Source organism: Hafnia alvei (assembly GCF_034424155.1).
Taxonomy (GTDB): domain Bacteria; phylum Pseudomonadota; class Gammaproteobacteria; order Enterobacterales; family Enterobacteriaceae; genus Hafnia; species Hafnia alvei.
In genome coordinates this window covers 558,677-582,415 of sequence record NZ_CP139992.1, presented here as the reverse complement: position 1 = coordinate 582,415, position 23,739 = coordinate 558,677, and the positions used below count along the sequence as shown (strand labels likewise).

At 49.4% G+C, this 23,739-nt stretch carries 20 protein-coding genes and 2 tRNA genes; 3 read left to right on the top strand and 19 right to left on the bottom strand.

Annotation, left to right across the window (positions count from 1 at the left end; genetic code table 11):
- Nucleotides 1-192 precede the first annotated feature (192 nt).
- Complete coding sequence (ubiU, locus tag U0008_RS02690; protein WP_040046288.1) at nucleotides 193-1,188, top strand: ubiquinone anaerobic biosynthesis protein UbiU; 996 nt, start codon at nucleotides 193-195, stop codon at nucleotides 1,186-1,188.
- A gap of 12 nt (nucleotides 1,189-1,200) precedes the next feature.
- Nucleotides 1,201-2,079 (top strand): U32 family peptidase, encoded by an 879-nt coding sequence (locus tag U0008_RS02685; RefSeq protein ID WP_025798879.1) that lies wholly within the window; start codon nucleotides 1,201-1,203, stop codon nucleotides 2,077-2,079.
- A gap of 67 nt (nucleotides 2,080-2,146) precedes the next feature.
- On the opposite strand, the gene U0008_RS02680 is transcribed toward U0008_RS02685, so the two are convergent.
- Both U0008_RS02680 and U0008_RS02675 read right to left on the bottom strand, forming a co-directional pair.
- On the bottom strand, nucleotides 2,147-3,463 hold the full coding sequence (locus U0008_RS02680; protein ID WP_025798877.1) for an L-cysteine desulfidase family protein: 1,317 nt from the start codon (nucleotides 3,461-3,463) through the stop codon (nucleotides 2,147-2,149).
- 75 nt (nucleotides 3,464-3,538) lie between these two features.
- Nucleotides 3,539-4,864 (bottom strand): SLC5/6 family protein, encoded by a 1,326-nt coding sequence (locus U0008_RS02675; protein ID WP_043490734.1) that lies wholly within the window; start codon nucleotides 4,862-4,864, stop codon nucleotides 3,539-3,541.
- 711 nt (nucleotides 4,865-5,575) lie between these two features.
- On the opposite strand from U0008_RS02675, the gene U0008_RS02670 reads away from it, so the two are divergent.
- Nucleotides 5,576-6,598: a luciferase-like monooxygenase gene (locus U0008_RS02670; RefSeq protein ID WP_043490731.1), complete on the top strand. Its 1,023-nt coding sequence runs from the start codon at nucleotides 5,576-5,578 to the stop codon at nucleotides 6,596-6,598.
- A gap of 30 nt (nucleotides 6,599-6,628) precedes the next feature.
- On the opposite strand, the gene yedF is transcribed toward U0008_RS02670, so the two are convergent.
- The 17 genes from yedF to folP form a co-directional block, all read right to left on the bottom strand.
- Entirely contained in the window at nucleotides 6,629-6,868 is a 240-nt protein-coding gene (gene yedF, locus U0008_RS02665) for a sulfurtransferase-like selenium metabolism protein YedF (protein ID WP_025798870.1), read from the bottom strand.
- Nucleotides 6,865-8,076 carry a selenium metabolism membrane protein YedE/FdhT gene (gene yedE / locus U0008_RS02660; protein WP_040046291.1) on the bottom strand — a complete coding sequence of 404 codons (1,212 nt, stop codon included), beginning with the start codon at nucleotides 8,074-8,076 and terminating at the stop codon, nucleotides 6,865-6,867. Before yedE ends, yedF begins: the two co-directional genes overlap by 4 nt.
- Nucleotides 8,077-8,303: 227 nt before the next feature.
- Complete coding sequence (locus U0008_RS02655) at nucleotides 8,304-10,238, bottom strand: DEAD/DEAH family ATP-dependent RNA helicase (RefSeq protein ID WP_025798866.1); 1,935 nt, start codon at nucleotides 10,236-10,238, stop codon at nucleotides 8,304-8,306.
- Nucleotides 10,231-10,305, bottom strand: coding sequence for a protein YrbN (yrbN, locus tag U0008_RS22515; RefSeq protein ID WP_102961607.1), 75 nt, complete (start codon nucleotides 10,303-10,305; stop codon nucleotides 10,231-10,233). The genes U0008_RS02655 and yrbN overlap by 8 nt, the downstream gene beginning before the upstream one ends.
- 106 nt (nucleotides 10,306-10,411) lie before the next feature.
- Nucleotides 10,412-11,296 carry a lipoprotein NlpI gene (gene nlpI / locus U0008_RS02650; RefSeq protein ID WP_025798864.1) on the bottom strand — a complete coding sequence of 295 codons (885 nt, stop codon included), beginning with the start codon at nucleotides 11,294-11,296 and terminating at the stop codon, nucleotides 10,412-10,414.
- 123 nt (nucleotides 11,297-11,419) lie between these two features.
- Nucleotides 11,420-13,534 carry a polyribonucleotide nucleotidyltransferase gene (gene pnp / locus U0008_RS02645; protein WP_043490729.1) on the bottom strand — a complete coding sequence of 705 codons (2,115 nt, stop codon included), beginning with the start codon at nucleotides 13,532-13,534 and terminating at the stop codon, nucleotides 11,420-11,422.
- A 332-nt stretch (nucleotides 13,535-13,866) separates the two neighbouring features.
- Nucleotides 13,867-14,136, bottom strand: coding sequence for a 30S ribosomal protein S15 (gene rpsO, locus U0008_RS02640; protein ID WP_004093717.1), 270 nt, complete (start codon nucleotides 14,134-14,136; stop codon nucleotides 13,867-13,869).
- A 137-nt stretch (nucleotides 14,137-14,273) separates the two neighbouring features.
- Entirely contained in the window at nucleotides 14,274-15,227 is a 954-nt protein-coding gene (gene truB / locus U0008_RS02635) for a tRNA pseudouridine(55) synthase TruB (protein ID WP_043490727.1), read from the bottom strand.
- Nucleotides 15,227-15,637, bottom strand: a complete 411-nt coding sequence (gene rbfA / locus U0008_RS02630) for a 30S ribosome-binding factor RbfA (RefSeq protein ID WP_025798857.1) — start codon at nucleotides 15,635-15,637, stop codon at nucleotides 15,227-15,229. Before rbfA ends, truB begins: the two co-directional genes overlap by 1 nt.
- Before the next feature lie 72 nt (nucleotides 15,638-15,709).
- Complete coding sequence (infB, locus tag U0008_RS02625) at nucleotides 15,710-18,412, bottom strand: translation initiation factor IF-2 (RefSeq protein ID WP_025798855.1); 2,703 nt, start codon at nucleotides 18,410-18,412, stop codon at nucleotides 15,710-15,712.
- Between the two features lie 24 nt (nucleotides 18,413-18,436).
- A complete protein-coding gene (gene nusA, locus U0008_RS02620; protein WP_025798853.1) occupies nucleotides 18,437-19,924 on the bottom strand; it encodes a transcription termination factor NusA in 1,488 nt (495 codons plus the stop codon).
- Nucleotides 19,925-19,945: 21 nt separating this feature from the next.
- Nucleotides 19,946-20,398, bottom strand: a complete 453-nt coding sequence (gene rimP, locus U0008_RS02615; protein ID WP_025798851.1) for a ribosome maturation factor RimP — start codon at nucleotides 20,396-20,398, stop codon at nucleotides 19,946-19,948.
- A gap of 215 nt (nucleotides 20,399-20,613) precedes the next feature.
- Nucleotides 20,614-20,690 (bottom strand) — tRNA-Met (locus U0008_RS02610).
- 56 nt (nucleotides 20,691-20,746) lie between these two features.
- Nucleotides 20,747-20,833: transfer RNA gene (locus U0008_RS02605), tRNA-Leu, on the bottom strand.
- A gap of 127 nt (nucleotides 20,834-20,960) precedes the next feature.
- A complete protein-coding gene (gene secG / locus U0008_RS02600) occupies nucleotides 20,961-21,296 on the bottom strand; it encodes a preprotein translocase subunit SecG (RefSeq protein WP_025798849.1) in 336 nt (111 codons plus the stop codon).
- 235 nt (nucleotides 21,297-21,531) lie between these two features.
- Complete coding sequence (gene glmM / locus U0008_RS02595) at nucleotides 21,532-22,869, bottom strand: phosphoglucosamine mutase (protein ID WP_043490725.1); 1,338 nt, start codon at nucleotides 22,867-22,869, stop codon at nucleotides 21,532-21,534.
- A 6-nt stretch (nucleotides 22,870-22,875) separates the two neighbouring features.
- Nucleotides 22,876-23,709, bottom strand: a complete 834-nt coding sequence (gene folP / locus U0008_RS02590) for a dihydropteroate synthase (protein WP_043490722.1) — start codon at nucleotides 23,707-23,709, stop codon at nucleotides 22,876-22,878.
- Nucleotides 23,710-23,739 lie beyond the last annotated feature (30 nt).

The following is a 23,739-nucleotide window of genomic DNA, read 5'->3' as shown; positions in this document are numbered from 1 at the left end:
CGAAAATAATTTGGGTAAAGAATAACCGCCATGTTGCTGCTGTCAACACGCGAGAAACTGCCTCAAATCAAAACGGCTGATGAATGGGTTATCTAGAATGATCGCCATTAAAATTATCACTCAGGGTTCAACCGATCACCTGTTGTCATTAATTGCCACTCATCGCTAACGTGGCTTGTTCAGGAATGATATATGGAGTTGCTTTGCCCCGCCGGAAATTTACCTGCCCTGAAGGCAGCGATCGATAACGGCGCAGACGCCGTTTATATCGGTTTAAAAGATGATACCAATGCACGGCATTTCGCTGGCTTGAACTTCACCGAGAAAAAACTTCAGGAAGCCGTTAGCTATGTGCACCGCCACAACCGCAAATTGCACATCGCGATTAACACCTTTGCCCACCCTGACGGCTATGCCCGCTGGGAACGTGCCGTAGATATGGCCGCACAGCTGGGAGCCGATGCGCTGATTTTAGCCGATCTCGCTATGCTCGAATATGCCGCCGAGCGCTATCCGCACGTGGAACGTCACGTGTCCGTTCAGGCTTCGGCAACCAATGATGAAGCCATCCGTTTCTATAAACAGCACTTTGACGTGTCGCGTGTGGTACTACCGCGCGTGCTGTCGATCCATCAGGTGAAACAGCTGGCACGCACCAGCGAAGTTCCGCTGGAAGTCTTTGCTTTTGGCAGCCTGTGCATTATGGCCGAAGGGCGCTGTTACCTGTCGTCCTATCTCACCGGCGAGTCACCTAACACCGTTGGAGCCTGCTCTCCAGCTCGCTATGTGCGCTGGCAGCAAACCCCTCAAGGTATGGAATCACGCCTGAATGACGTGCTTATCGATCGCTATGAAGATGGCGAGAACGCCGGTTATCCAACGCTGTGTAAGGGCCGTTATATGGTTGATGGCGAGAAATATCATGCGCTTGAAGAGCCTACTAGTCTGAATACCCTTGAGCTTCTGCCTGATTTACTGGGTGCAAATATTGCCTCGGTGAAAATTGAAGGCCGTCAGCGTAGCCCTGCCTATGTAAGCCAAGTGGCGAAAGTATGGCGTCAGGCCATCGATCGCTGCCAGAAAGATCCAGAAGGCTATAAAGCCGAGCAAAGCTGGATGGATAGCCTTGGCGCAATGGCCGAAGGAACTCAAACCACATTGGGTGCCTATCACCGGAAATGGCAGTAAGGAGCTGAAAGCATGAAATATTCTCTAGGAGCCGTGCTCTATTACTGGCCAAAAGCCGAAATTGAACGTTTTTACCAAGCCGCGACGCAAAGCGAAGCCGATATTATCTATCTCGGTGAAACCGTGTGTTCGAAGCGTCGTGAAATGAAAGTGGCTGATTGGCTGGACGTCGCCAAACAGGTGGCACAGTCGGGCAAACAGGTTGTTATCTCAACGCTTGCATTATTGCAGGCACCTTCCGAGCTTAATGAGCTAAAACGCTATGTTGAAAACGGTGATTTCCTGATTGAAGCCAACGATCTGGGCACGGTAAACATGGCCGCCGAACGCAAATTACCGTTTGTGGCGGGACATGCGCTGAACTGCTACAACGCCGTCACGCTGCGCTTATTACACAAACAGGGCATGATGCGTTGGTGTATGCCAGTTGAGCTTTCTCACGACTGGCTTAAAAACGTGATGGCACAGTGCGAAGATCTGGGCATCCGCAATAAGTTTGAAGTGGAGGTTCTGAGCTATGGCCATCTACCTCTAGCCTATTCTGCCCGTTGCTTTACCGCGCGTTCGGAAGATTTGCCTAAAGATCAGTGTGAAACTTGCTGCATCAAATACCCTCAAGGTCGCCGCGTGTTATCGCAAGAAAATCAGCAGGTTTTCGTGCTTAACGGCATTCAGACCCAAAGCGGATATTGTTATAACCTCGGTAATAACCAGCTAGAAATGCAGGGATTGGTCGACATCGTGCGTCTATCGCCAGAGAGTATGGATACGCTCAGCGTGCTGAGCCAGTTCCGCGCTAATGAACGAGGCACTCAACCATTAACGTTAGAAAATCGTGCCGACTGTAACGGCTATTGGCAGCGCGTTGCTGGGCTCGAACTGGTTCAGTAACCCTCTGTTTATCAGCAAAAATGGGAGCCAAGGCTCCCATTTTTATACTAGCCATGCTCACTCACTGTTATGAAGCTTTTTTAGCCATGATCTCGATAATCTGCGTATCTGTTTGCTGCATCGAGTGGCAGGCTAATGCGCAGAGATTCGCAATCGAGCGGTCTACATCATCGGTCACGATACCTTCATTGCCCGTTACACAGCTGTTGTCCAGCGCCATCAGCACGGCTTTATAGGCGGCTGAAACGCTGGTTGATACTTTCATCGCACAACTATTCGATGCGCCATCACAAATCATGCCGCTCACGTCACCAATCATGCTGCTAATTGCCATGGCTACCGTTTCGTAGCGCCCTTCAATCAACCATGCGATCCCCGCCGCCGCCCCCATTGACGCCGTGGTTGCGGCACAAAGTGCTGACAGCGTTGGCAGTTGGCTATGGATATAGATTGCCGTGAGATGTGACAGCATTAACGCACGCGTTAGCTGCTCTTCACTAGCACCGAGGTACTCAGCCACCACCACCACTGGCATAGTGGCCGCAATGCCCTGATTACCCGATCCTGAATTACTCATGGCCGGCATTACCGCGCCGCCCATGCGCGCATCAGAAGCCGAAGAAGTACGGATCATGATATCGGTGAGTAAATCACGCGCTAATAATCCGCGTTCACGCTGGCGCTGTAGCGTCGCGCCGATATGCAAGCCATATTGGTTGCTGAGGCCCTCTAGCGACAGCGCCTTATTCAGCGTGGCGGCTTCCAGAATAAAATGGATGCGCTCCAACGGCACGTTAACCGCAAAATCAAATACCTGCTTTAGCGATGCTTTTTTCAGGCAATAACCTTCTTGGCAAAGCGCTTCGTCGCTGTTCTCTGCGCTATGGCAAGCATCAAACAGCACCTCACCGTTTTTGGCAATTTTGATCACATTGGTATGGCCATCGGCAATCGTGACACAGACTGACTCCGTTGGGCCAAACACCGTGACCTGAGAGAATAGAATGTGCTCGCACGGTTGTTGGATACCCACGGTAACGGCACCGCTCGCCAGAAGCGACTTCCCTGCCGCTATCGACTCTGGCGTTGCATGTTTGAGCACTTCCAACCCTGCGTTGGCATCACCACCGATTGCCCCTACAGCCGCGGCAATCGGCAGCCCAACCATCCCCGTACCTGGCACGGTAACGCCCATACCATTTTTCATCAGATTAGGCGAAACGCGTGCTTCGATACGTTCAACGGATTCAGGAAGATATGAAGCGGCAACGGCGGCAGCCAGTGCTAAAGAGACTGGCTCTGTACAGCCTACCGCAGGCTTAACTTCTTGCTGTACCGCGCGAATAAACTCATTCCATAATTCATCGCGTGATTCGGTACACAACAGATTTTCGCTTTCATACTTGCTCATAATTCAGACCTTAATAACAAGACTACAAAAATATTCAGTTTTAATTTATTAGGAGAAGGCTAGGAATGGAGAAACACATAACAGCAGCCCAGTAATGATAATAATGGTCAGCGAAGTGCCTTTATATTTATGCAAAGCAGGTACTTTGTAGACCAAATAAGCAGGAATTAAGCAGCCCACCATCCCAAATATCGGACTACAGATGGAAGTAAAACTTAATACTGGCGCGTTAAGAATGATGGCACTCCAAGCCAATAGAATGGCGAACAACATAATTCCATTCTGAACCCATTTTTCATTGATCTTTTCGGCAGGCATACGACGACGCAGAATGTTCATCACAATACCCTGCGTTGCCTCACGGAAGCCTAAGTAGACGCCAAAGAAAGCGGTCATTACGGCAAAGATATTCAGAATAACGCTGACTACCGTTGCCCAACTCCCAGGGAAGAATTGCGCGGCAATGGCGAGAGCAGATATGTTTTGCTCGTAAGCTTTAACCGCTTCGTCGTGGCCCATCGCCAAGGTGAAAGAGACTGCATAAAAGAATACCGTGACGAATAGAACACCAAAGGCAATGTTCATTGCTCGCAGTGCTTTATGGCGAGCAACCTCGCGTGATTTTTCTTTAGAGCGGTAAGAAATCACCATCGGGCTAAGAGTTTGAATAAACAGAATAGACGTTAGAGTAAACGGCAACGTGATAATGGCATTTTTAATCAGTAATCCCATCGGTGGTAACGAACCCACATTGTACAGATGCCACATCCCCACCATCGAAACACCTAACGCGGCCACCACTAAAAGCTTTGTCAGAACCATAAAGCTGGAGAGCTTAAATAATAGCTTTTCACCACGAGATGAAATGGCAACCAAAATACAAATCAGCACCAGTCCATAAAATGGGTTTTCAGAAAGAAGCCCGTCCGTCACACCAAAAGTATGTAAATAGGATGCACTATCATTAGTAATCGCCGTTGAATAAACGAACATCCAAATAACCAACATGACGAAATATAATGCGCCTAATAAAATACCCCAGTTTTTGCCCAAGTATCCGCTGATTACACTCGGATAGTCTTTACACTCTGGAGATTCAGCTAAGGTATTAATGAATAAACGCTGGAATAAATACATCGCAGGGTAACCAATAATGGAAGAGAGTAAGAAAACCCATAATCCCATTAGCCCCACCTGAACCGGTAAAAAGACAATACCGGCGCCAATTGCCATGCCGATACTCATAATGATCCAACCGGCGTCCGTGCTATCAAACTTGATGGCCTCACGCCATTCGCTTTCGGACATGCCTCCACGACTATTGGCAGAAAGATCGTTCACAACGATACTGCTATTCTCTGATGCTGTTTCCATAATAATTCTCGCTCGCCATATCCCGTCATACTTCAAACTGCATTATTGCTAAGTGCGATAGTTCACTACCGTCTCGACGCAGTTCTCAATATTTTGGGTATTTTTATGTGTAGGTTTTATTTTCTTTTTAATGTACAGACGTAATATGCAGGCTTTTTATTATGCAGAAATGATACGCCGGCCAAGGGAGAATATTTTTTCAACTACGTCCCCCATAATGGCAGTTCGTGAGAAAAATATTCTCCCAAAAGAGAATAAAACTAAAAATTTAACTCTAAAAATACGGTTTTATAAAAGCACTGACCTGAATGCAAATATGAAAAATCCTAATTATATGAATAATATGGAAATTTCATTTTATGCGTCATAACCAAAGATGTAACGCCTTAACGGCATAGGAAATTTTTGTGATATACAGCAAGTTGGCGGGAGTGGAAAAACAAAGAACAAAGCCCTACTAATATGATGGTTATCACACAATAAACGATAAGAACTCTCGCATCAGTCGTTTGCTCTGTAGTTTGTTGAATAAATGAAAACAGTTGGAATATTAAACTAGATTTTCTGAATAAGCGATTCAGGCTTTGATTTTGACTCAAACTCCCCCATTGAAATAGCACGCTAATCCACAACCAGCTATTGATTAATTATCACATATGATTAACATCAACCTAAAACCAGACCGATTGGTCTATTAATAGGAATAATGTTATGACTTCTCGTTCAGTACCCTTTTCAGTTCTCGACCTGTCTCCAATCCCTACAGGGGCAACAGCTCGTGATGCATTTCATCGTTCGCTGAGTCTGGCTCAGCATGCTGAGAACTGGGGTTTTCATCGCTACTGGATGGCTGAGCATCACAACATGACCGGCATCGCGAGCGCCGCTACGTCAGTGCTGATTGGTTATATCGCTGGCGGAACCAAAACCATTCGCGTTGGTTCAGGCGGCGTGATGCTCCCCAACCATGCCCCGCTGGTGATTGCCGAACAGTTTGGCACGCTCGAGTCTCTCTATCCGGGGCGTATTGATTTGGGATTAGGCCGTGCACCAGGTTCCGATCAGAGAACCATGATGGCTCTACGTCGCAGCCTTCACGGCGAAATTGATGATTTCCCTCAAGACGTGCTCGAACTACAGCGCTACTTTGGTGAAGTCACCGAGGGCCAGCATGTACAAGCCGTTCCTGGGCAAGGTTTGCACATTCCTATCTGGTTGTTGGGCTCAAGCCTTTACAGCGCGCAGCTGGCCGCGAAGCTCGGATTACCCTTTGCCTTCGCCTCACACTTCGCCCCCGATATGCTGCATCAGGCATTAGCGCTTTACCGTAGTCAGTTCCAACCATCGGCGACGTTAGCTAAGCCATACGCGATTGTCTGCATCAACGTGGTCGCCGCCGATAGCGAACGTGACGCACGCTTCCTGTTTACCTCAATGCAGCAGCAGTTTATTAATCTTCGTCGTGGCAAACCTGGGCCTTTACCTGCGCCAGTACAAGATATCTCCGGCTATTGGAGCGGCGGTGAGCAGTACGGCGTTGAACAGGCGCTTAGAATGTCGGTGGTGGGCGATCCCACTCAGGTGAAGAGCGGATTAGAAGCGTTACTACGAGAGACTCAGGCGGATGAGATTATGGTTAACGGGCAGATTTTCGACCATCAGGCACGCCTGAGATCTTTTGAAATTGTGGCCGACATCAAACCCCATCTGAGCATTCCTGAACTGATTGGCTAAGGCACCTAATGCGCCTTAGCCAGCGCAGGTTTATCGCTGAATGAGATAGCGGATGGTTGGGCCATCTTGTTGGATGTCGAGCACGGTGTAACCGTGATTCTTTGCATCCAGCGGGATGTTATTAATAGACTGAGGGCAATCGCTCACCACTTCTAAAATCTCACCTGGCTTCAGATTGGGCATCGCTTCTAATGTGGCGACCGCAGGGTACGGACACGGCTCACCAACCATATCTAAACGATAGTCTGGAATAATCTCTGCGTGTTTCATGCGATCTCCTTAACAGCGTTGTTCACCTGAGTTTTAGTGCGAAAGAAACGTTTTTCCCATGCTACAACCAACAAAAATGCCGCCAGCAGCATAAGGTAAGTCACCAGCAATCCACCCAGCGGACCAAAGGTTTGCAGCAGATTCACTTTGTCGTATGACGTTGCTAAAGATGGCGCCAAATCGTCCCAGTAATAAGCCAAAATGGTTGCGCCCAAAATATTACCAAAACCAACCCACCAGAAATGTACCTGCCCTTCAACCGCACGATACATCCAGCCAGTTTCACAGCCGCCAGCCAGTACAATACCGAAACCAAACAGCAGTCCACCCAGTACCGCATTTGGTCCTGCCCACATAATTTTTGGTGGCAGCCCCATTTGCACATAGCTGAAAATACCGATAGCGCTCACCGCCATACCAATGATGATAGCCTTGGCCATATGAGTGCGGCCAGTGATCCATAAATCGCGGAATGCTGAGGTAAAGCAGATTTGAGCACGTTCGATCAGCAAACCAAAACCTACACCAAATAGCATGGCTAAGCCTAGCTTAGGCGCATTCATCGCGGTTAAACCACCCCATAGGATCACCGCCAAGAAAATGATCATGCCTAAACGAAAACGACGTTTAGCCTGAGCCGGTTTCTGCGTTAGCGGAGACGCCGCGCTGACTTTCTGTAATTTAACCGGAATGCGGAACATTGGTAGCAACGTGAAACGAGCACCGAAATAGGAACCCACCGCCGTTGCTAATGCAAAGAACCATGCATGAAGAGAGAACTGAGGAATTCCGGTAAAGAACGCCGCAAGGTTACAGCCCATCGCTAAACGTGCGCCAAAACCAGCGATCATGCCACCCAACACAGCCTGAAAGATACGGATACGATGCTGTGGCATACGCAGTTTGACGTTATTAGCCCACAGCGCGGCGGCGAAACAGCCACCGAACATGCCGATAACCATCATGCCGTCAATGCGATCCAGCGGTGAGCCCTCAAGCCCAATCACTTTAAAATAACCCCATTGCTCAGGATGAGCGCCGAATAGCTGTAATACATGCCCGCCCCAGCGGGTAAATTCCCCTGTCACAGCCCAAAACGTGCCGGTGATGCCAAAGTAGTAAGTCGATAAAACACCCGCGGCAATAACCGCAGGGAGCGGTGCCCAGAATTTTATGAGGTATTGCTGTTTGAAGTTTAACCAAGACATGAAGTATCCCCTTGTTATTGCAGCCCCCGACCGGGGAACTGTCTTGAGGTTGTCACCCTCAATCGCCAAGCATGATACGCCGATAAAACGTATTTCAAAGGCAAGAAACAAACTTATGGAAATAACCACACAGAAAGCGGCCAGATAGAGAAAATCAGATAAGTAAAAAGCAAAAAAAAAGCCAACCCGAAGGTTGGCTTAATATGCTCTAGTTTAGAACAGCGCGATTATGCGTCGTTGCTAGTCGGAGTACGACGACGTGGCGGCTGTGCTGCATCATCACGACGTGGGCCGCGTGGTGCTGCGCTACGATCGCTGTTACCACGACGGTCATCACGGCGAGGTGCGCCATCACGTCCACCGAAGTTACGACGCTCACCACCTTCACGGCCACCACCGAAGTTACGGCCACCGCGATCGCCTGCTGGGCGTTCACGACGTGGTTCGCGTGCCGGAGCATCACCCATCAGCTGCATGTTCAGCGGCTTGTTGAGGATACGGGTACGGGTGAAATGAGACAGCAGATCACCTGGCATACCTTTAGGCAACTCGATGGTTGAGTGGGAAGCAAACAGCTTGATGTTACCAATGTAACGGCTGCTGATATCACCTTCGTTAGCGATAGCGCCAACGATATGACGAACTTCAACACCATCATCACGGCCAACTTCAATACGATACAGTTCCATATCGCCGGCTTCACGACGTTCACGACGTGGAGCAGCGCCTTCGCGTGCTTCACGTGGCTCACGGTCGCCACGACGAGCGAAACGGTCACCGCCGCGTTCGTTACGATCGTCACGGTCACGGAATTCGCGACGTGGACGACGTTCCATAACTGGATCTGGTGGCAGGATCAGAGGACGTTCGCCCTGTGCCATTTTCAGCAATGCTGCGGCCAGAGTTTCCATATCCAGCTCATCTTCCGGCTGCAGTTTAGTCAGCAGATCGCGGTATTTGTCCAGATCGCTGCTTTCCAGTTGCTGCTGAACTTTAGCGGCAAACTTAGCCAGACGACGTTGACCCAGCAATTCTGCATTCGGGATTTCAACTTCTGGAATAGTCAGCTTCATGATGCGTTCAATGTTGCGCAGCAGACGACGTTCGCGGTTCTCAACGAACAGCAATGCGCGACCAGCACGGCCAGCACGACCGGTACGGCCGATACGGTGAACGTAAGACTCAGAGTCCATCGGGATGTCATAGTTAACAACCAGACTGATACGGTCAACGTCCAGACCACGTGCAGCAACGTCAGTTGCAATCAGGATATCCAAACGACCGTCTTTCAGACGCTCCAAAGTCTGCTCACGCAGAGCCTGATTCATATCGCCGTTCAATGCAGCACTGCTGTAACCGCTACGTTCCAACGCTTCTGCAACTTCCAGAGTGGCATTTTTGGTACGTACGAAGATGATTGCAGCATCAAAATCTTCAGCTTCAAGGAAACGAACCAGCGCTTCGTTTTTACGCATACCGAACACAGTCCAGTAGCTCTGGCTGATGTCTGGACGTGTAGTGATGCTTGACTGAATGCGTACTTCCTGTGGCTCTTTCATGAAGCGACGGGTAATACGACGAATAGCTTCTGGCATAGTTGCAGAGAACAGCGCCGTTTGGTGCTGTGCTGGGATCTGCGCCATGATGGTTTCAACGTCTTCGATGAAGCCCATACGCAGCATTTCATCCGCTTCGTCCAGAACCAAACCGCTCAGGTTAGACAGGTTCAGGGTGCCACGTTTCAGGTGGTCAAGCAGACGACCAGGAGTACCCACAACAATTTGTGGCCCCTGACGCAGAGCGCGCAGCTGTACGTCGTAGCGTTGGCCACCGTACAGAGCAACAACGTTTACGCCGTTCATGTGTTTAGCGAAGTCAGCCATCGCTTCAGAAACCTGAACTGCCAGCTCACGAGTTGGAGCCAGAACCAGCACCTGTGGTGCTTTCAGGCTTGGATCAATATTGTGCAGCAGCGGTAAAGAGAACGCCGCTGTTTTACCGGAACCGGTCTGAGCCATACCCAGAACGTCACGGCCATTTAAAAGGTGAGGAATACATTCCGCCTGGATAGGAGACGGTTTTTCGTAGCCCAGATCGGTCAGGGCTTGGATAATTGGTGCAGCTAACCCTAGGTCAGCAAAAGAAGTTTCGAACTCAGCCATGTACACGTGCCTCATTGATGGCGGCCAGTCTACATAACTCGTCTAGAAAATGGACAATGATTTTCATTGAAAAGTGTGAACCGGCTCAAATTAGATTAAATAACGAACAAAAAGCCCTCACCTCAAGGAGGTGATAAAGCAATTAAAAAAGTATAGGCGTAGTTGTTCGTCAGCTATTGCTGGTCCGATTCTGATAGGTCGTCTTGCTCTTGGCCCAAAAGCGCCAATTCCAACAGTGCATAGCGGTGCTCAACAAAGTTATGTACGTTGTTGGCAACCGTCAGTTTGAACAGCGCAGAGGCACTGCTCTTGTCCCCCAGACTCAGGTAATATTTACCTAAATAGAAGTCAGTTTCACTGAGATGCTCAGCGAGCGAAGTGTTATCCGTTGCATCTTCCTGTAAGCGTGTCATCAATGTTTTCTGATTGATGGTGCCCAGGTAGAATTCGACAATATTCCATCCCCATTGATTCCTGTTCGCCTTGTTATATCGCTGTTCCAGCGAGGCAGTGGCTTTCTTTGGATCGATTTCACGTTCCACAAGGTAAAGCCATAACGAACGGAATGGATCATTGGGATCGTCTTGATAAAACGCCTGCAGATCATCCTGCGCTAACGGGTATCGACCACCATAATACAGTGCGATGCCTCGGTTTAAACGCGCGTAGTTGTAAGTTGGATCAAGCTCTAGTACAGAATCAAACGCTTCATAGGCGGCATCAAAATTGCCAGCCTGCGTTAAGTAAATCCCCAGATAGTTAAAAACTTCTGGCATATCAGGACGAATAGCCAGCGCTTGCGAAAAATCGTTACGCGCTAAAGCTCTCAGTCCTAGACTATCATACAGTACTCCGCGCTCATATAAAAGCTGTGCGCGTTCATCATCTGTCAATGCACGGCTGGCAAGGATTTGTTCCATGCGCGCCAGCATGACTTCCTGTTGCAGCGAAGGCTGTAACGGAATTGCTAGTACTTCGTCTTTACGCCAATCAAGGTTGCTGCATCCTGCCAGCAGAATTGCTGTCGCAACGTAACACCAGCGCAAGATAGGCTTCATTTCCCAACTCCCGAAGACCAACATCGGATTGATTTCCTATCATCCATATAAGCAAATACATCCTGTATTTGCGTAACAAACGGCTTCCCACCTATGCAGGAAGCCGTAATACTGAACGGTTTGTTATTCAGCAGCTGGAGCAGCGGCCTGTTCTGGCGCGCTTGCTTCTTTGATGCTCAGGCGGACGCGACCCTGACGGTCAACTTCCAGTACCTTAACAGGAACATCCTGGCCCATCTGCAGATAGTCGGTCACTTTCTCAACACGCTTATCAGCGATCTGAGAAATATGTACCAGACCTTCTTTACCGCCACCGATAGCAACGAATGCACCGAAATCAACGATACGGGTTACTTTACCCTGATAGATACGGCCAACTTCGATTTCAGCAGTAATTTCTTCGATGCGACGAATAGCATGTTTCGCTTTTTCGTTGTCGGTTGCTGCAATTTTAATCGTGCCATCGTCTTCGATTTCGATAGTCGTGCCAGTTTCGTCAGTCAGTGCACGAATAACAGAACCACCTTTACCGATGACATCTTTGATCTTCTCAGGATTGATCTTGATGGTATGGATACGTGGAGCGAATTCAGAGATATCGCCACGCGGCGCGTTAATCGCCTGTTCCATTACACCCAGAATGTGCAGACGTGCACCTTTAGCCTGATTCAGAGCCACCTGCATGATTTCGCGGGTGATGCCTTCGATTTTAATATCCATCTGCAGTGCAGTGATACCTTCGCGGCTACCTGCAACTTTGAAGTCCATGTCGCCCAGATGATCTTCGTCACCCAGAATATCAGACAGAACGACGAAGTTTTCATCTTCTTTAACCAGACCCATAGCGATACCAGCAACGGCAGCTTTGATCGGTACACCTGCGTCCATCAGTGCCAGTGAAGCACCGCAAACAGAGGCCATAGAAGAAGAACCGTTAGATTCGGTGATTTCTGAAACCACACGAACGGTGTACGGGAATTCGTCTTGCTTAGGCATTACTGCCAGCACGCCGCGCTTCGCCAAACGACCGTGACCAATTTCACGACGCTTAGGTGAGCCCATCATGCCAGTTTCCCCTACGGAGTACGGAGGGAAGTTATAGTGTAGCAGGAAGCGATCAGTCTGCTCGCCGGTCAGGCCATCAATGTTCTGAGCATCACGTTCTGTACCCAGAGTTGCGGTAACCAGAGCCTGAGTTTCACCACGAGTGAACAGTGCAGAACCATGGGTGCGAGGCAGTACGCCAGTGCGAACGTCCAGACCACGGATCATGTCTTTTTCACGGCCATCGATACGTGGCTCGCCACGCAGCACACGGCTACGTACGACATTTTTCTCCAGTGAACCCAGAACATCAGCGATTTCGCCAGCGCTCAGAGATTCGTCTTCAGCCTGCAGAGCAGCGATAACGTCAGCTTTGATTTGATCAACCTGAGCGTAACGAGCCTGTTTTTCAGTGATGTGGTATGCATCGCCGATACGGGTTTCAGCCAGAGCAGCAACGCGCGCGTGCAGCGCTTCGTTAACAGCGGGAGCAGTCCATTCCCAACGTGGTTTACCAGCTTCAGCAACCAGCGCCTTGATGTTTTCAATAACAACCTGCTGCTGATCGTGACCGAATACAACGGCACCCAGCATCTGGTCTTCGCTCAGCAGTTGAGCTTCAGATTCAACCATCAGCACTGCGCCTTCGGTACCGGCAACAACCAGATCCAGCTTGCTTTCTTGCAGCTCATCTGTTGTTGGGTTCAGCACATACTGGTCGTTGATGTAACCAACGCGGGCTGCACCGATTGGGCCATTGAATGGAATACCAGACAGGCTCAGGGCAGCAGAAGCACCGATCATCGCAACGATGTCTGGGCTAACCTGCGGGTTTACAGAAACAACGGTAGCAACTACCTGAACTTCATTCAGGAAGCCTTCTGGGAACAGTGGGCGAACTGGGCGGTCAATCAGACGCGCAATCAGAGTTTCGCCTTCACCAGGACGGCCTTCACGACGGAAGAAACCACCTGGGAAACGACCAGCAGCGTAAGTACGCTCCTGATAGTTAACGGTCAGAGGGAAGAAGCTCTGGCCTTCTTTAGCTTTTTTAGCACCAACAACGGTAACGAATACCGCGGTATCATCCATGGTAACCATTACAGCAGCAGTGGCTTGGCGAGCCATCATGCCAGTTTCCAGCGTTACGGTATTCTGACCGTATTGGAATTTGCGAACGATAGGATTCAGCAAAGTATTTTCCTTATCTTTATAAGTTTAATGGCGTCATCAAAACACCATCACGCTTTTGCCTTCGATCACTTCGTTGCATTCTCGCGACTAATGGAAATCACTGGTCATCCAGAGACTTGCATTAGCCGCGCGAACATCTGCAAAAAGGATCGTCACTCGGCATGCGTTATCAGCAACAGTCTAACCGACTCTAGTTTTAACGCTTACTTCTTTAACAACAACGATTTTAACAACCGAATTTGAGTTAACTACAATACATTAACCTGATTTGCGATTGCTTCCTAGAAGAAAGGGGCCAATCTAGGCCCCTTTACTTCTGAAAATCGTTTGGACTAGCGACGCAGACCCAGACGTTCGATCAGGCTGGTGTAGCGAGCTACATCTTTACGCTTCAGGTAATCCAGCAGCTTACGACGCTGAGAAACCATACGCAGCAGACCACGACGGCTGTGGTGATCTTTTTTGTGTTCAGCGAAGTGACCTTGCAGGTGGTTGATCTGTGCAGTTAACAGAGCAACCTGAACTTCGGTGGAACCGCTGTCGTTAGCGTCACGACCGAAGTCAGCAACGATTTGAGCTTTAGCTTCAACACTTAGAGACATTATAGAACTCCAAATTCATAAAACGATTAAAAAGGCGGGCGCCGATCTCTAATTCAGCTGCCCAATACATAAGCCGCGCTATTCTACTCTGAGCGCAATAAGATCGCAACAAAGCACCTTATCGAGCTCAGTGCACCTTACTCTTCAGGAACGCGCTCTTCTACTACTAGGCGACGTGGGGCCAAGCGTCCTTGGTCATCCACTTCGCCAACGCCGATAAATCGACGTTTCTCACCCACATTGATGCGCACCATACCTTCAGCAGGCAAACCTTGCACCTGCACCGGTTGTCCTTGAAGAACATAGGCGGCAACCACATCGGTTAGATTGATTTCCGGCAAATGAGATGCAGCGGTATCCATTGGCAACAGCAGCGGATCGAGAACCGTTCTCGGTTCAACGCCAGCCTCTTCAGCAGCGGCAACCATTTGCTGCAATTGCTCCAGAGAAACCATGCGCTCCGACGGATAATTAGAAACCTGCACGCGACGTAAATAGATAACGTGTGCGCCACAGCCTAAAACCTCACCCAAGTCATCAATGATGGTTCGGATGTAAGTACCTTTCGAGCAGTGGATTTCTAACTCTAACTCATCGCCTTCCCAGCGGATAAACTGCAGTTCATACACCGTAATGTCGCGAGCTTCGCGTGGGACATCAATGCCCTGACGCGCATACTCATACAGCGGCTTACCTTGGTGTTTAAGCGCAGAGTACATCGATGGGATTTGTTGGCTATCACCACGAAACTGCTCCAGCGCCGCATCCAGTTGTTCCTGAGTAAATTCCACAGGACGTTCCTGAACCACTTCACCATCAGCATCCGAGGTATTTGTTCTTTGCCCTAAACGCGCAATCACGCGGTAGCGTTTATCGGCATCCAGCAAGAACTGAGAAAATTTGGTCGACTCGCCTAAGCAAATAGGCAGCATACCGGTTGCTAAAGGATCTAGCGCACCGGTATGGCCTGCTTTGTTGGCGTTATAGATGCGTTTTACTTTCTGCAAAACGTCATTTGAGGATAGACCTTGGTGTTTGTCTAATAACAGAACGCCGTTAATATCACGGCCGCGACGGCGAGGTCGTGACATTATTCCTCCTCAGAGTTACCTGAAGTATCACCTGACGCTGAGCGACGCTCTTCGTCATTTTTCACAACGCTGGTCACCAAGTTAGACATACGCATACCTTCAACCAAAGAGTTGTCGTATGCAAAAGTCAGTTCAGGCACAACACGCAAACGCATTGCTTTACCAATCAACATGCGGATAAAGCCAGAAGCTTCATGCAACGCTTTAAGACCGACTCGAACCGCGTTTGGATCGCTATCATTCAAGAAAGTGACAAACACTTTGGCATAAGCCAGATCGCGGGATACTTCAACGCCAGATACCGTCACCATACCGATGCGTGGATCTTTAACTTCACGTTGCAAAATGATCGCAATCTCTTTCTGCATCTCTTGAGATACACGCTGAGTACGGCTGAATTCTTTTGCCATTTTGGATTCCTCCCAGACGAATTGGGGGGCATTAAGCCCCCCAAAGATATTATAAGCTGAGCGCTTACCTAATTACTCAATGGTACGCTTAACTTCGATGATTTCGAATACTTCGATCATATCGCCAGTGCGAACGTCGTTGTAGTTCTTAACACCGATACCACATTCCATGCCGTTACGGACTTCGTTAACGTCATCTTTGAAGCGGCGCAGAGATTCCAGCTCGCCTTCATAGATAACCACGTTGTCACGCAGAACGCGGATTGGGTTGTGACGTTTAACGACACCTTCAGTAACCATACAGCCTGCGATAGCACCGAACTTAGGTGATTTGAACACGTCACGAACTTCGGCCAAGCCGATGATTTCTTGACGATATTCAGGCGCCAACATACCGCTCATCGCCTGCTTAACTTCGTCAATCAGGTTATAGATGACGGAGTAGTAACGCAGATCCAAGCTTTCAGTTTCAATCACGCGACGCGCAGAAGCATCGGCACGGACGTTGAAGCCAAGGATGATAGCGTTAGATGCAGCGGCCAGCGTCGCGTCAGTTTCAGTGATGCCGCCCACGCCGGAGCCAACAATTTTCACTTTCACTTCATCGGTAGACAGGCCTAACAATGCATCGGAAATCGCTTCGCAAGAACCCTGTACGTCAGATTTCAGTACGATGTTCAGTTCAGAAACTTCACCTTCGCTCATGTTCGCAAACATGTTTTCCAGTTTAGATTTCTGCTGACGAGCCAGTTTAACTTCGCGGAATTTACCCTGACGATACAGAGCAACTTCACGGGCTTTTTTCTCGTCACGAACAACGGTCGCTTCGTCACCGGCAGCAGGAACGCTGGACAGACCCAGAATTTCTACAGGGATAGAAGGACCGGCTGAGGTCACTTCGCGGCCCATTTCGTCGCGCATCGCACGCACACGGCCATACTCGAAACCGCACAGAACGATATCGCCTTTATTCAGCGTACCTTCTTGAACCAGAACAGTTGCAACCGGACCACGACCTTTATCCAGGAAGGATTCGATAACAACGCCGCTCGCCATACCGCTGCGAACTGCTTTCAATTCCAGAACTTCTGCCTGCAACAGAATTGCGTCTAGCAGATCATCAATACCGGTACCCGCTTTAGCAGATACTGGGATGAACTGAGACTCGCCGCCCCACTCTTCTGGCATTACGCCGTACTGGGACAGTTCGTTTTTAACGCGATCCATATCCGCTTCAGGCTTATCGATTTTGTTCACAGCAACAACAACCGGCACTTTTGCCGCTTTAGCATGCTGGATTGCTTCGATAGTCTGTGGCATTACGCCATCGTCGGCAGCAACAACCAGAACAACGATGTCTGTAGCCTGAGCACCACGAGCACGCATAGAAGTAAATGCGGCGTGACCTGGGGTATCCAGGAAGGTGATCATACCGTTGTCGGTTTCTACGTGGTAAGCACCGATGTGCTGAGTAATACCACCTGCTTCGCCCGATGCCACTTTCGTGGAGCGGATGTAGTCCAGCAGGGAAGTTTTACCGTGGTCAACGTGGCCCATGATGGTTACAACTGGAGCACGCGGCTCAGCGGCTGCACCGGTATCACGGTCGCTCATTACGGCTTCTTCCAGCTCGTTTTCACGACGCAGGATAACTTTATGGCCCATTTCTTCAGCAACCATCTGAGCAGTTTCCTGATCGATGACCTGATTGATGGTAGCCATAGCGCCCATCTTCATCATTGCTTTGATGACCTGGGAGCCTTTAACAGCCATTTTGTTAGCCAGTTCTGCAACGGTAATGGTTTCGCCAATGATGACGTCACGGTTAACCGCTTGAGCAGGCTTGTTGAAGCCTTGCTGCAGAGTGCTTGGTTTACGTTTGCCTTTACCACCACGAGTCTGAGCACGCGCTTCTTCACGATCGGCTTTAGATTCAGACAGTTTATTGCCTTTCTTCTGCTTAGTCGCTTTGGTTGCGGTACGTGCACGAGCGCGGCCAGCTTCAACCTGACGGTCGTTTTCATCTTCTGCTTCACGAGCATGATGAGAAGTGGTTACGTGGTAGTCAGAAGTATCTTCTGCGGTCTCTGCTTCTGGCGCTTTGCCTTCGTTAGCTTCAGCCATTTTGCGAGCTTCTTCAGAAACACGCTTAGCGTCTTCTTCAAGCTTACGCAGTGCTTCTTCTTCAGCTTTGCGTTTCAGTGCAGCAGCTTCGGCTTCACGGCGCGCTTTCTCAGCATGCGCAGCTTTGGTTTTTTCGTCGGTATTTTGATTCGTCACTTTTTCACTTTCCGCTGCGCCACGCTTAGCTTTATCAGCGGCCTCACGTTTGGCTTGCTCTTCCAGGTTACGTTTCGCCTGATCTTCAGCAATACGCTTCGCTTTTTCTTCTGCTTCACGTTTTGCTTTCTCTTCAGTCTCACGACGAGCCTGCTCTTCCGCTTCACGCTGTGCCTGTGCTTCTGCTTCAGCCTGTTCAGCTGCCGCATCGCCTTTTACATAAGTGCGCTTTTTGCGGACCTCAATTTGCACGGCTTTGCTTTTTCCGCCGGTGCTTGGAACATTCAATGTGCTGCGTGTTTTACGCTGCAGCGTCAGTTTACCTGATGCGCTGCCATGCTCACGATTTAAATGAGCTAATAATGTTTCTCTTTCCTGTGGGCTCACAGAATCATTTTCTGACTTCTTAATCCCTGCATCAGCTAACTGCTGTACCAGGCGATCAACGGAAGTCTGTATCTCTGCTGCCAGTGATTTTACGGTTACTTCTGTCATGCTGTTCCTTCCCGCTACAGTTCATTATTCACTATCGCCAAACCAGCAAATATTACGCGCAGCCATAATCAGCTCGCCGGCCTTTTCACTATTCAGGCCTTCAATATCTGCCAGATCGTCGATGCCCTGCTCGGCAAGATCTTCCAGCGTACAAACCCCACGAGCGGCCATTTTAAAGGCGATACCACGGTCTAAACCTTCCAGACCCAACAGGTCGTCGGCTGGCTTTTGGTCACCCAGGCTTTCTTCCTGAGCCAAAGCCAGAGTGGTTAACGCATTTTTTGCGCGCTCGCGCAAAGCGTCTACCGTATCTTCATCCAGACCGTCAATGGCCAACAGCTCCTGTTCAGGAACGTAAGCCAGTTCTTCCAGAGTAGAGAAGCCTTCTTCAACCAATAGGGTTGCGAAGTCTTCGTCAATATCGAGATATTTGGTGAATGTATCGATAGCTGCGTGAGCTTCGGCCTGATGTTTAGCCTGAAGATCATCAACGGTCATTACGTTCAGTTCCCAGCCGCTCAGTTGAGCTGCCAGACGAACGTTTTGGCCATTACGCCCAATTGCCTGAGCCAGATTGCTTGCTTCAACCGCGATGTCCATTGTGTGTTTATCTTCATCCACAACAATAGAAGCCACGTCGGCTGGCGCCATAGCATTGATAACGAACTGTGCTGGATTATCATCCCACAATACGATGTCGATACGTTCGCCACCCAGTTCGCTAGAAACGGCCTGAACACGCGCACCGCGCATACCCACACACGCCCCTACCGGGTCAATACGTTTATCGTTGGTTTTCACCGCGATTTTCGCACGGGAACCCGGATCGCGGGCTGCGGCTTTAATCTCGATGACTTCTTCGCCGATTTCCGGCACTTCAATGCGGAACAGCTCGATCAGCATTTCTGGACGTGAACGGCTCACAAACAGCTGAGCGCCACGTGCTTCTGGACGCACGTCATACAGCACACCGCGGATACGGTCACCCGGACGGAAGTTTTCACGCGGAAGCATGTCTTCACGGCCAATAACGGCTTCGGCATTGCTGCCCAGATCTAATGAGATGTTGTCGCGATTTACTTTTTTAACCACGCCGGTGACGATCTCACCTTGGTGCTGACGGAATGCATCAACCACCATCGCGCGTTCAGCTTCACGTACTTTTTGTACGATAACCTGTTTTGCGGTTTGAGTCGTAATACGGTCGAAGGTGACAGATTCGATCTGGTCTTCGACATACTCACCCAGCTGTAACGCTGGATCTTCAAACTGAGCCGCATCAAGAGTAATTTCGCGGGTTGGTTGAGTAACTTCATCAACGATAACCCAGCGACGGAAAGTATCGAAATCGCCAGTTTTGCGATCGATGCAAACACGAACGTCGATTTCTTGTTCGTATTTTTTCTTGGTGGCAGTCGCCAGTGCAGTTTCCAGTGCTTCAAAAATTTTTTCGCGAGGAAGCGATTTTTCGTTGGAAACTGCCTCAACAACAGCCAGAATTTCTTTGTTCATCCTAGTGGCCTCATCCAAACTTTAAAAGTGGGGTACCAGGTTCGCTTTCTGGATGTTGCTCAGCGCGAACACTTCGTCTTTTCCATCTACAGTAACCGTGATCATCTCGCCTTCGACAGCTTTAATAATACCCTGCCATTTGCGACGATTCTGCACCGCCATACGCAATACCAAAGAAACTTCTTCGCCCATAAAACGGACGTAGTGTTCAGCGGTAAACATCGGACGATCAAGGCCAGGAGATGAAACTTCCAGGTTATATGCAACCGTAATTGGATCTTCGACGTCAAGAACGGCACTGACCTGGTGGCTGACATCAGCACAATCATCAACATTGATCCCTTCGTCACTATCAATATAGATGCGTAGCGTTGAATGGTGACTGCGGATGAACTCAATACCAACCAATTCGAAGCCTAATGCCTCAACCGGCGCCGAAATCATCTCTGTCAATTTTTGCTCTAATGTGGACAAGCCCACCCCCAAGACATAAAAAAAGGGCTAAATAGCCCAGTGATTCTGTTGTCAGATAACAAAAAACCCCGAAAAATCGGGGCTTTATGCAACTGGACCCTATATACTGCCGAACGAATTCAGTGCCGCTTTCTGACAATATTTTTTTCAAAACACCCGTTTGAGTCGTTGGCTGAACGTAAACAGTATATTTGAAAAAAGATACTTTAGGAAAGTGGTTGCGGGGGCCGGATTTGAACCGACGACCTTCGGGTTATGAGCCCGACGAGCTACCAGGCTGCTCCACCCCGCGTCCGAATCGTGGCGAATACTACTCTAATAACGTTGAAAAAACAAGTTATCAAGGATTGGTACCGAGGACGGGACTTGAACCCGTAAGCCCTATTGGGCACTACCACCTCAAGGTAGCGTGTCTACCAATTCCACCACCTCGGCATTACGAAAGTGATAAGCCGTATTCAAAACTTATCACCTTTTACTTCAGTCTCTAAAAGATAGCTTTTAAAAACTTTACTGCTAAATTCTGTACTTCTTGGTTACTGCTGGCTTCAAGCTAGTGCGATTAGTGAGGAATATCGCTACTTGGGGTTACCGGAGCTGCTGGTGCAGCAGGTTGCTCAGTTTTCACTGGCGCACCCAGATTTTCCCACTCACTACCTTTCTTGCCTTGCTGACCGCTCAGGTTACCCAGAACCAGACTCAGTACGAAGAACAACGTCGCGAGGACAGCTGTTGTACGGGTCATGAAGTTACCAGAGCCGTTGGAACCGAACAAAGTTGCAGATGCGCCAGCGCCGAATGAAGCGCCCATATCAGCACCTTTACCTTGCTGCAGCATAACCATGGCAACTAAGCCAATTGATACCAGCAGGAAAATTACTAAAAGAGCTTCATACATAGTCGTACCTGTTTCCTTGCGGGATTTCCGCAGCCAAAAGCTTCAACCATTAAAGCAGACAAAAATAAGTCTACTGAAGCGGGTGTGAATACTACCCAATGCCGCCAAGCCGTGCAAGAGCAATTTATGATGTGTAGCGCGATTGCAGAAAAAACCAGCAAAACATCAAGATTCGCTGGTTTTTCATCACATAACTACACTGACAAACATGCTGACAAAATTGCTCGGCAGTTAGTTAACCTGCGGCTTTCACGGCGTCAGCGATGCGGTTAGCCATTTCTGTCACTTGCGCATCATCTTCGCCTTCCACCATCACACGAATCAACGGTTCGGTACCTGATTTACGTAACAGCACGCGTCCACGGCCATTAAGCTGCGCTTCGACCTCTGCCGTCACCGCTTTTACGCTGTCCGTTTGCAGTGGATCGTGATTCCCCGCAAAACGCACGTTGACCAGAACCTGTGGTAATAACTTCATGCCGCTGCACAGATCGTGCAAGGTCATATGGTTACGCACGATAGCAGCCAACACTTGCAGACCGGCCACAATGCCGTCACCGGTGGTTGTTTTGTCGAGAATAATCACATGACCTGAGTTTTCAGCGCCTAAGCGCCAGCCTTTCGCGGCCATCATTTCCAGTACGTAACGGTCACCAACTTTCGCGCGTGCAAATGGTATCCCTAGCTGTTTCAGTGCCAGTTCTAAGCCCATATTGCTCATCAGGGTGCCTACCGCCCCGCCACGCAGATTACCCTGACGCAGGTTTTCACGCGCGGTAAGATAAAGGATCTGGTCCCCGTCAACTTTATGGCCTAAATGGTCAACCATCATGACACGGTCACCATCGCCATCAAATGCCAAACCGACATCGGCTTTCTCGGCGAGAACACGCGCCTGAAGCTGGCGTACGTCAGTTGCGCCACACTCTTTGTTGATGTTCATACCATCAGGCTCACAGCCGATGGCAATCACCGTTGCACCAAGCTCACGCAGCACGCTAGGCGCGATGTGATAAGTCGCACCGTTGGCACAGTCGACAACAATTTTAAGGCCGCTCAGGCTTAATTCCGTTGGGAAAGTACTCTTACAGAATTCGATATAACGACCAGCGGCATCGACGATACGGTTTGCTTTACCCAGCTCAGCCGATTCCACGCAGGTCAATGGCTTTTCCATTTCGGCCTCAATCGCTTCTTCGACTTCATCTGGCAACTTAGTGCCGTCGATTGAGAAGAATTTAATCCCATTATCGTAATAAGGGTTGTGCGACGCAGAGATAACAATACCGGCTTCAGCACGGAAAGTACGCGTGAGATAAGCGACAGCAGGCGTTGGCATTGGCCCGGTGAAGGACGCCGATAAGCCCGCCGCAGCCAGACCCGCTTCTAAAGCAGACTCCAGCATATAACCAGAAATACGGGTATCTTTACCGATGATAATTTTACGCGAACCGTGACGCGCCAAAACCTTACCCGCAGCCCAGCCGAGCTTTAACACAAAATCAGGAGTAATCGGGCAGTCACCCACTTTTCCGCGAATCCCGTCCGTACCAAAATATTTGCGCTCGCTCATAAATCTTTATCCCTTCGCTGAAAGTGTAGCTTCGACGACACGCATCGCCTCAACCGTCTCTTTAACATCATGAACCCGAATAATATGGGCTCCTTGCATTGCGGCAATCACTGCACATGCCACACTTCCCGTCACGCGTTGTGTCGGGCCAACTTTAAGAAGCTGGCCAATCATTGATTTACGAGACATACCGACCAGAAGCGGTAAACCAAAATGATGGAAATGCGCTAGGTGAGCCAGAAGTTGGTAATTATGCTCCAGATTCTTGCCAAAACCAAAACCAGGATCAATCAATAGGCGGCTTTTATCAATGCCTGCCGCGGTGCATCGTTCAATTTGTGATGTCAGATAGCTATCTACTTCGGCAACCACGTCGGTATAGACAGGTTTACGCTGCATGGTTTTGGGATCGCCCTGCATATGCATCAGGCATATCGGCAAACCCGATTGTGCTGCCGCTTCTAACGCGCCGGGCTCACTCAAAGAACGAATATCATTGATCAACGTCGCGCCCGCCTGAGCACTGGCGGTAATCACTTCGGCTTTTGACGTATCTACCGAAATCCAAACGTCGAAATAGCGAGCAATCAGCTCAACAATGGGCACCACACGTTCAAGTTCTTCTTCGGTGCTCACCTCTGCGGCACCAGGGCGAGTCGATTCACCGCCCACGTCAATAATGGTTGCACCTGCGCTGATCATCGCTTCCGCATGGCGCAAAGCGGCATCCAATCCATTATGTTTGCCGCCGTCGGAAAATGAATCCGGCGTGACATTCAGAATCCCCATCACTTGAGGGTAAGTAAGGTCCAGAGTTAACCCTTGCGCTTTCAGCTGCATGCAGTCTCCATATATCATTTTTATTTTTGA

Coding starts and splice junctions, on each gene's coding strand:
- yedF (WP_025798870.1), bottom strand. CDS start 6,868: ATGAAACACGCAGAGATTATTCCAGACTATCGTTTAGATATGGTTGGT.
- ubiU (WP_040046288.1), top strand. CDS start 193: ATGGAGTTGCTTTGCCCCGCCGGAAATTTACCTGCCCTGAAGGCAGCG.
- infB (WP_025798855.1), bottom strand. CDS start 18,412: ATGACAGAAGTAACCGTAAAATCACTGGCAGCAGAGATACAGACTTCC.
- U0008_RS02670 (WP_043490731.1), top strand. CDS start 5,576: ATGACTTCTCGTTCAGTACCCTTTTCAGTTCTCGACCTGTCTCCAATC.
- U0008_RS02685 (WP_025798879.1), top strand. CDS start 1,201: ATGAAATATTCTCTAGGAGCCGTGCTCTATTACTGGCCAAAAGCCGAA.
- nusA (WP_025798853.1), bottom strand. CDS start 19,924: ATGAACAAAGAAATTCTGGCTGTTGTTGAGGCAGTTTCCAACGAAAAA.
- U0008_RS02675 (WP_043490734.1), bottom strand. CDS start 4,864: ATGGAAACAGCATCAGAGAATAGCAGTATCGTTGTGAACGATCTTTCT.
- U0008_RS02655 (WP_025798866.1), bottom strand. CDS start 10,238: ATGGCTGAGTTCGAAACTTCTTTTGCTGACCTAGGGTTAGCTGCACCA.
- rbfA (WP_025798857.1), bottom strand. CDS start 15,637: ATGGCAAAAGAATTCAGCCGTACTCAGCGTGTATCTCAAGAGATGCAG.
- nlpI (WP_025798864.1), bottom strand. CDS start 11,296: ATGAAGCCTATCTTGCGCTGGTGTTACGTTGCGACAGCAATTCTGCTG.
- truB (WP_043490727.1), bottom strand. CDS start 15,227: ATGTCACGACCTCGCCGTCGCGGCCGTGATATTAACGGCGTTCTGTTA.
- glmM (WP_043490725.1), bottom strand. CDS start 22,869: ATGAGCGAGCGCAAATATTTTGGTACGGACGGGATTCGCGGAAAAGTG.
- folP (WP_043490722.1), bottom strand. CDS start 23,709: ATGCAGCTGAAAGCGCAAGGGTTAACTCTGGACCTTACTTACCCTCAA.
- secG (WP_025798849.1), bottom strand. CDS start 21,296: ATGTATGAAGCTCTTTTAGTAATTTTCCTGCTGGTATCAATTGGCTTA.
- yedE (WP_040046291.1), bottom strand. CDS start 8,076: ATGTCTTGGTTAAACTTCAAACAGCAATACCTCATAAAATTCTGGGCA.
- rpsO (WP_004093717.1), bottom strand. CDS start 14,136: ATGTCTCTAAGTGTTGAAGCTAAAGCTCAAATCGTTGCTGACTTCGGT.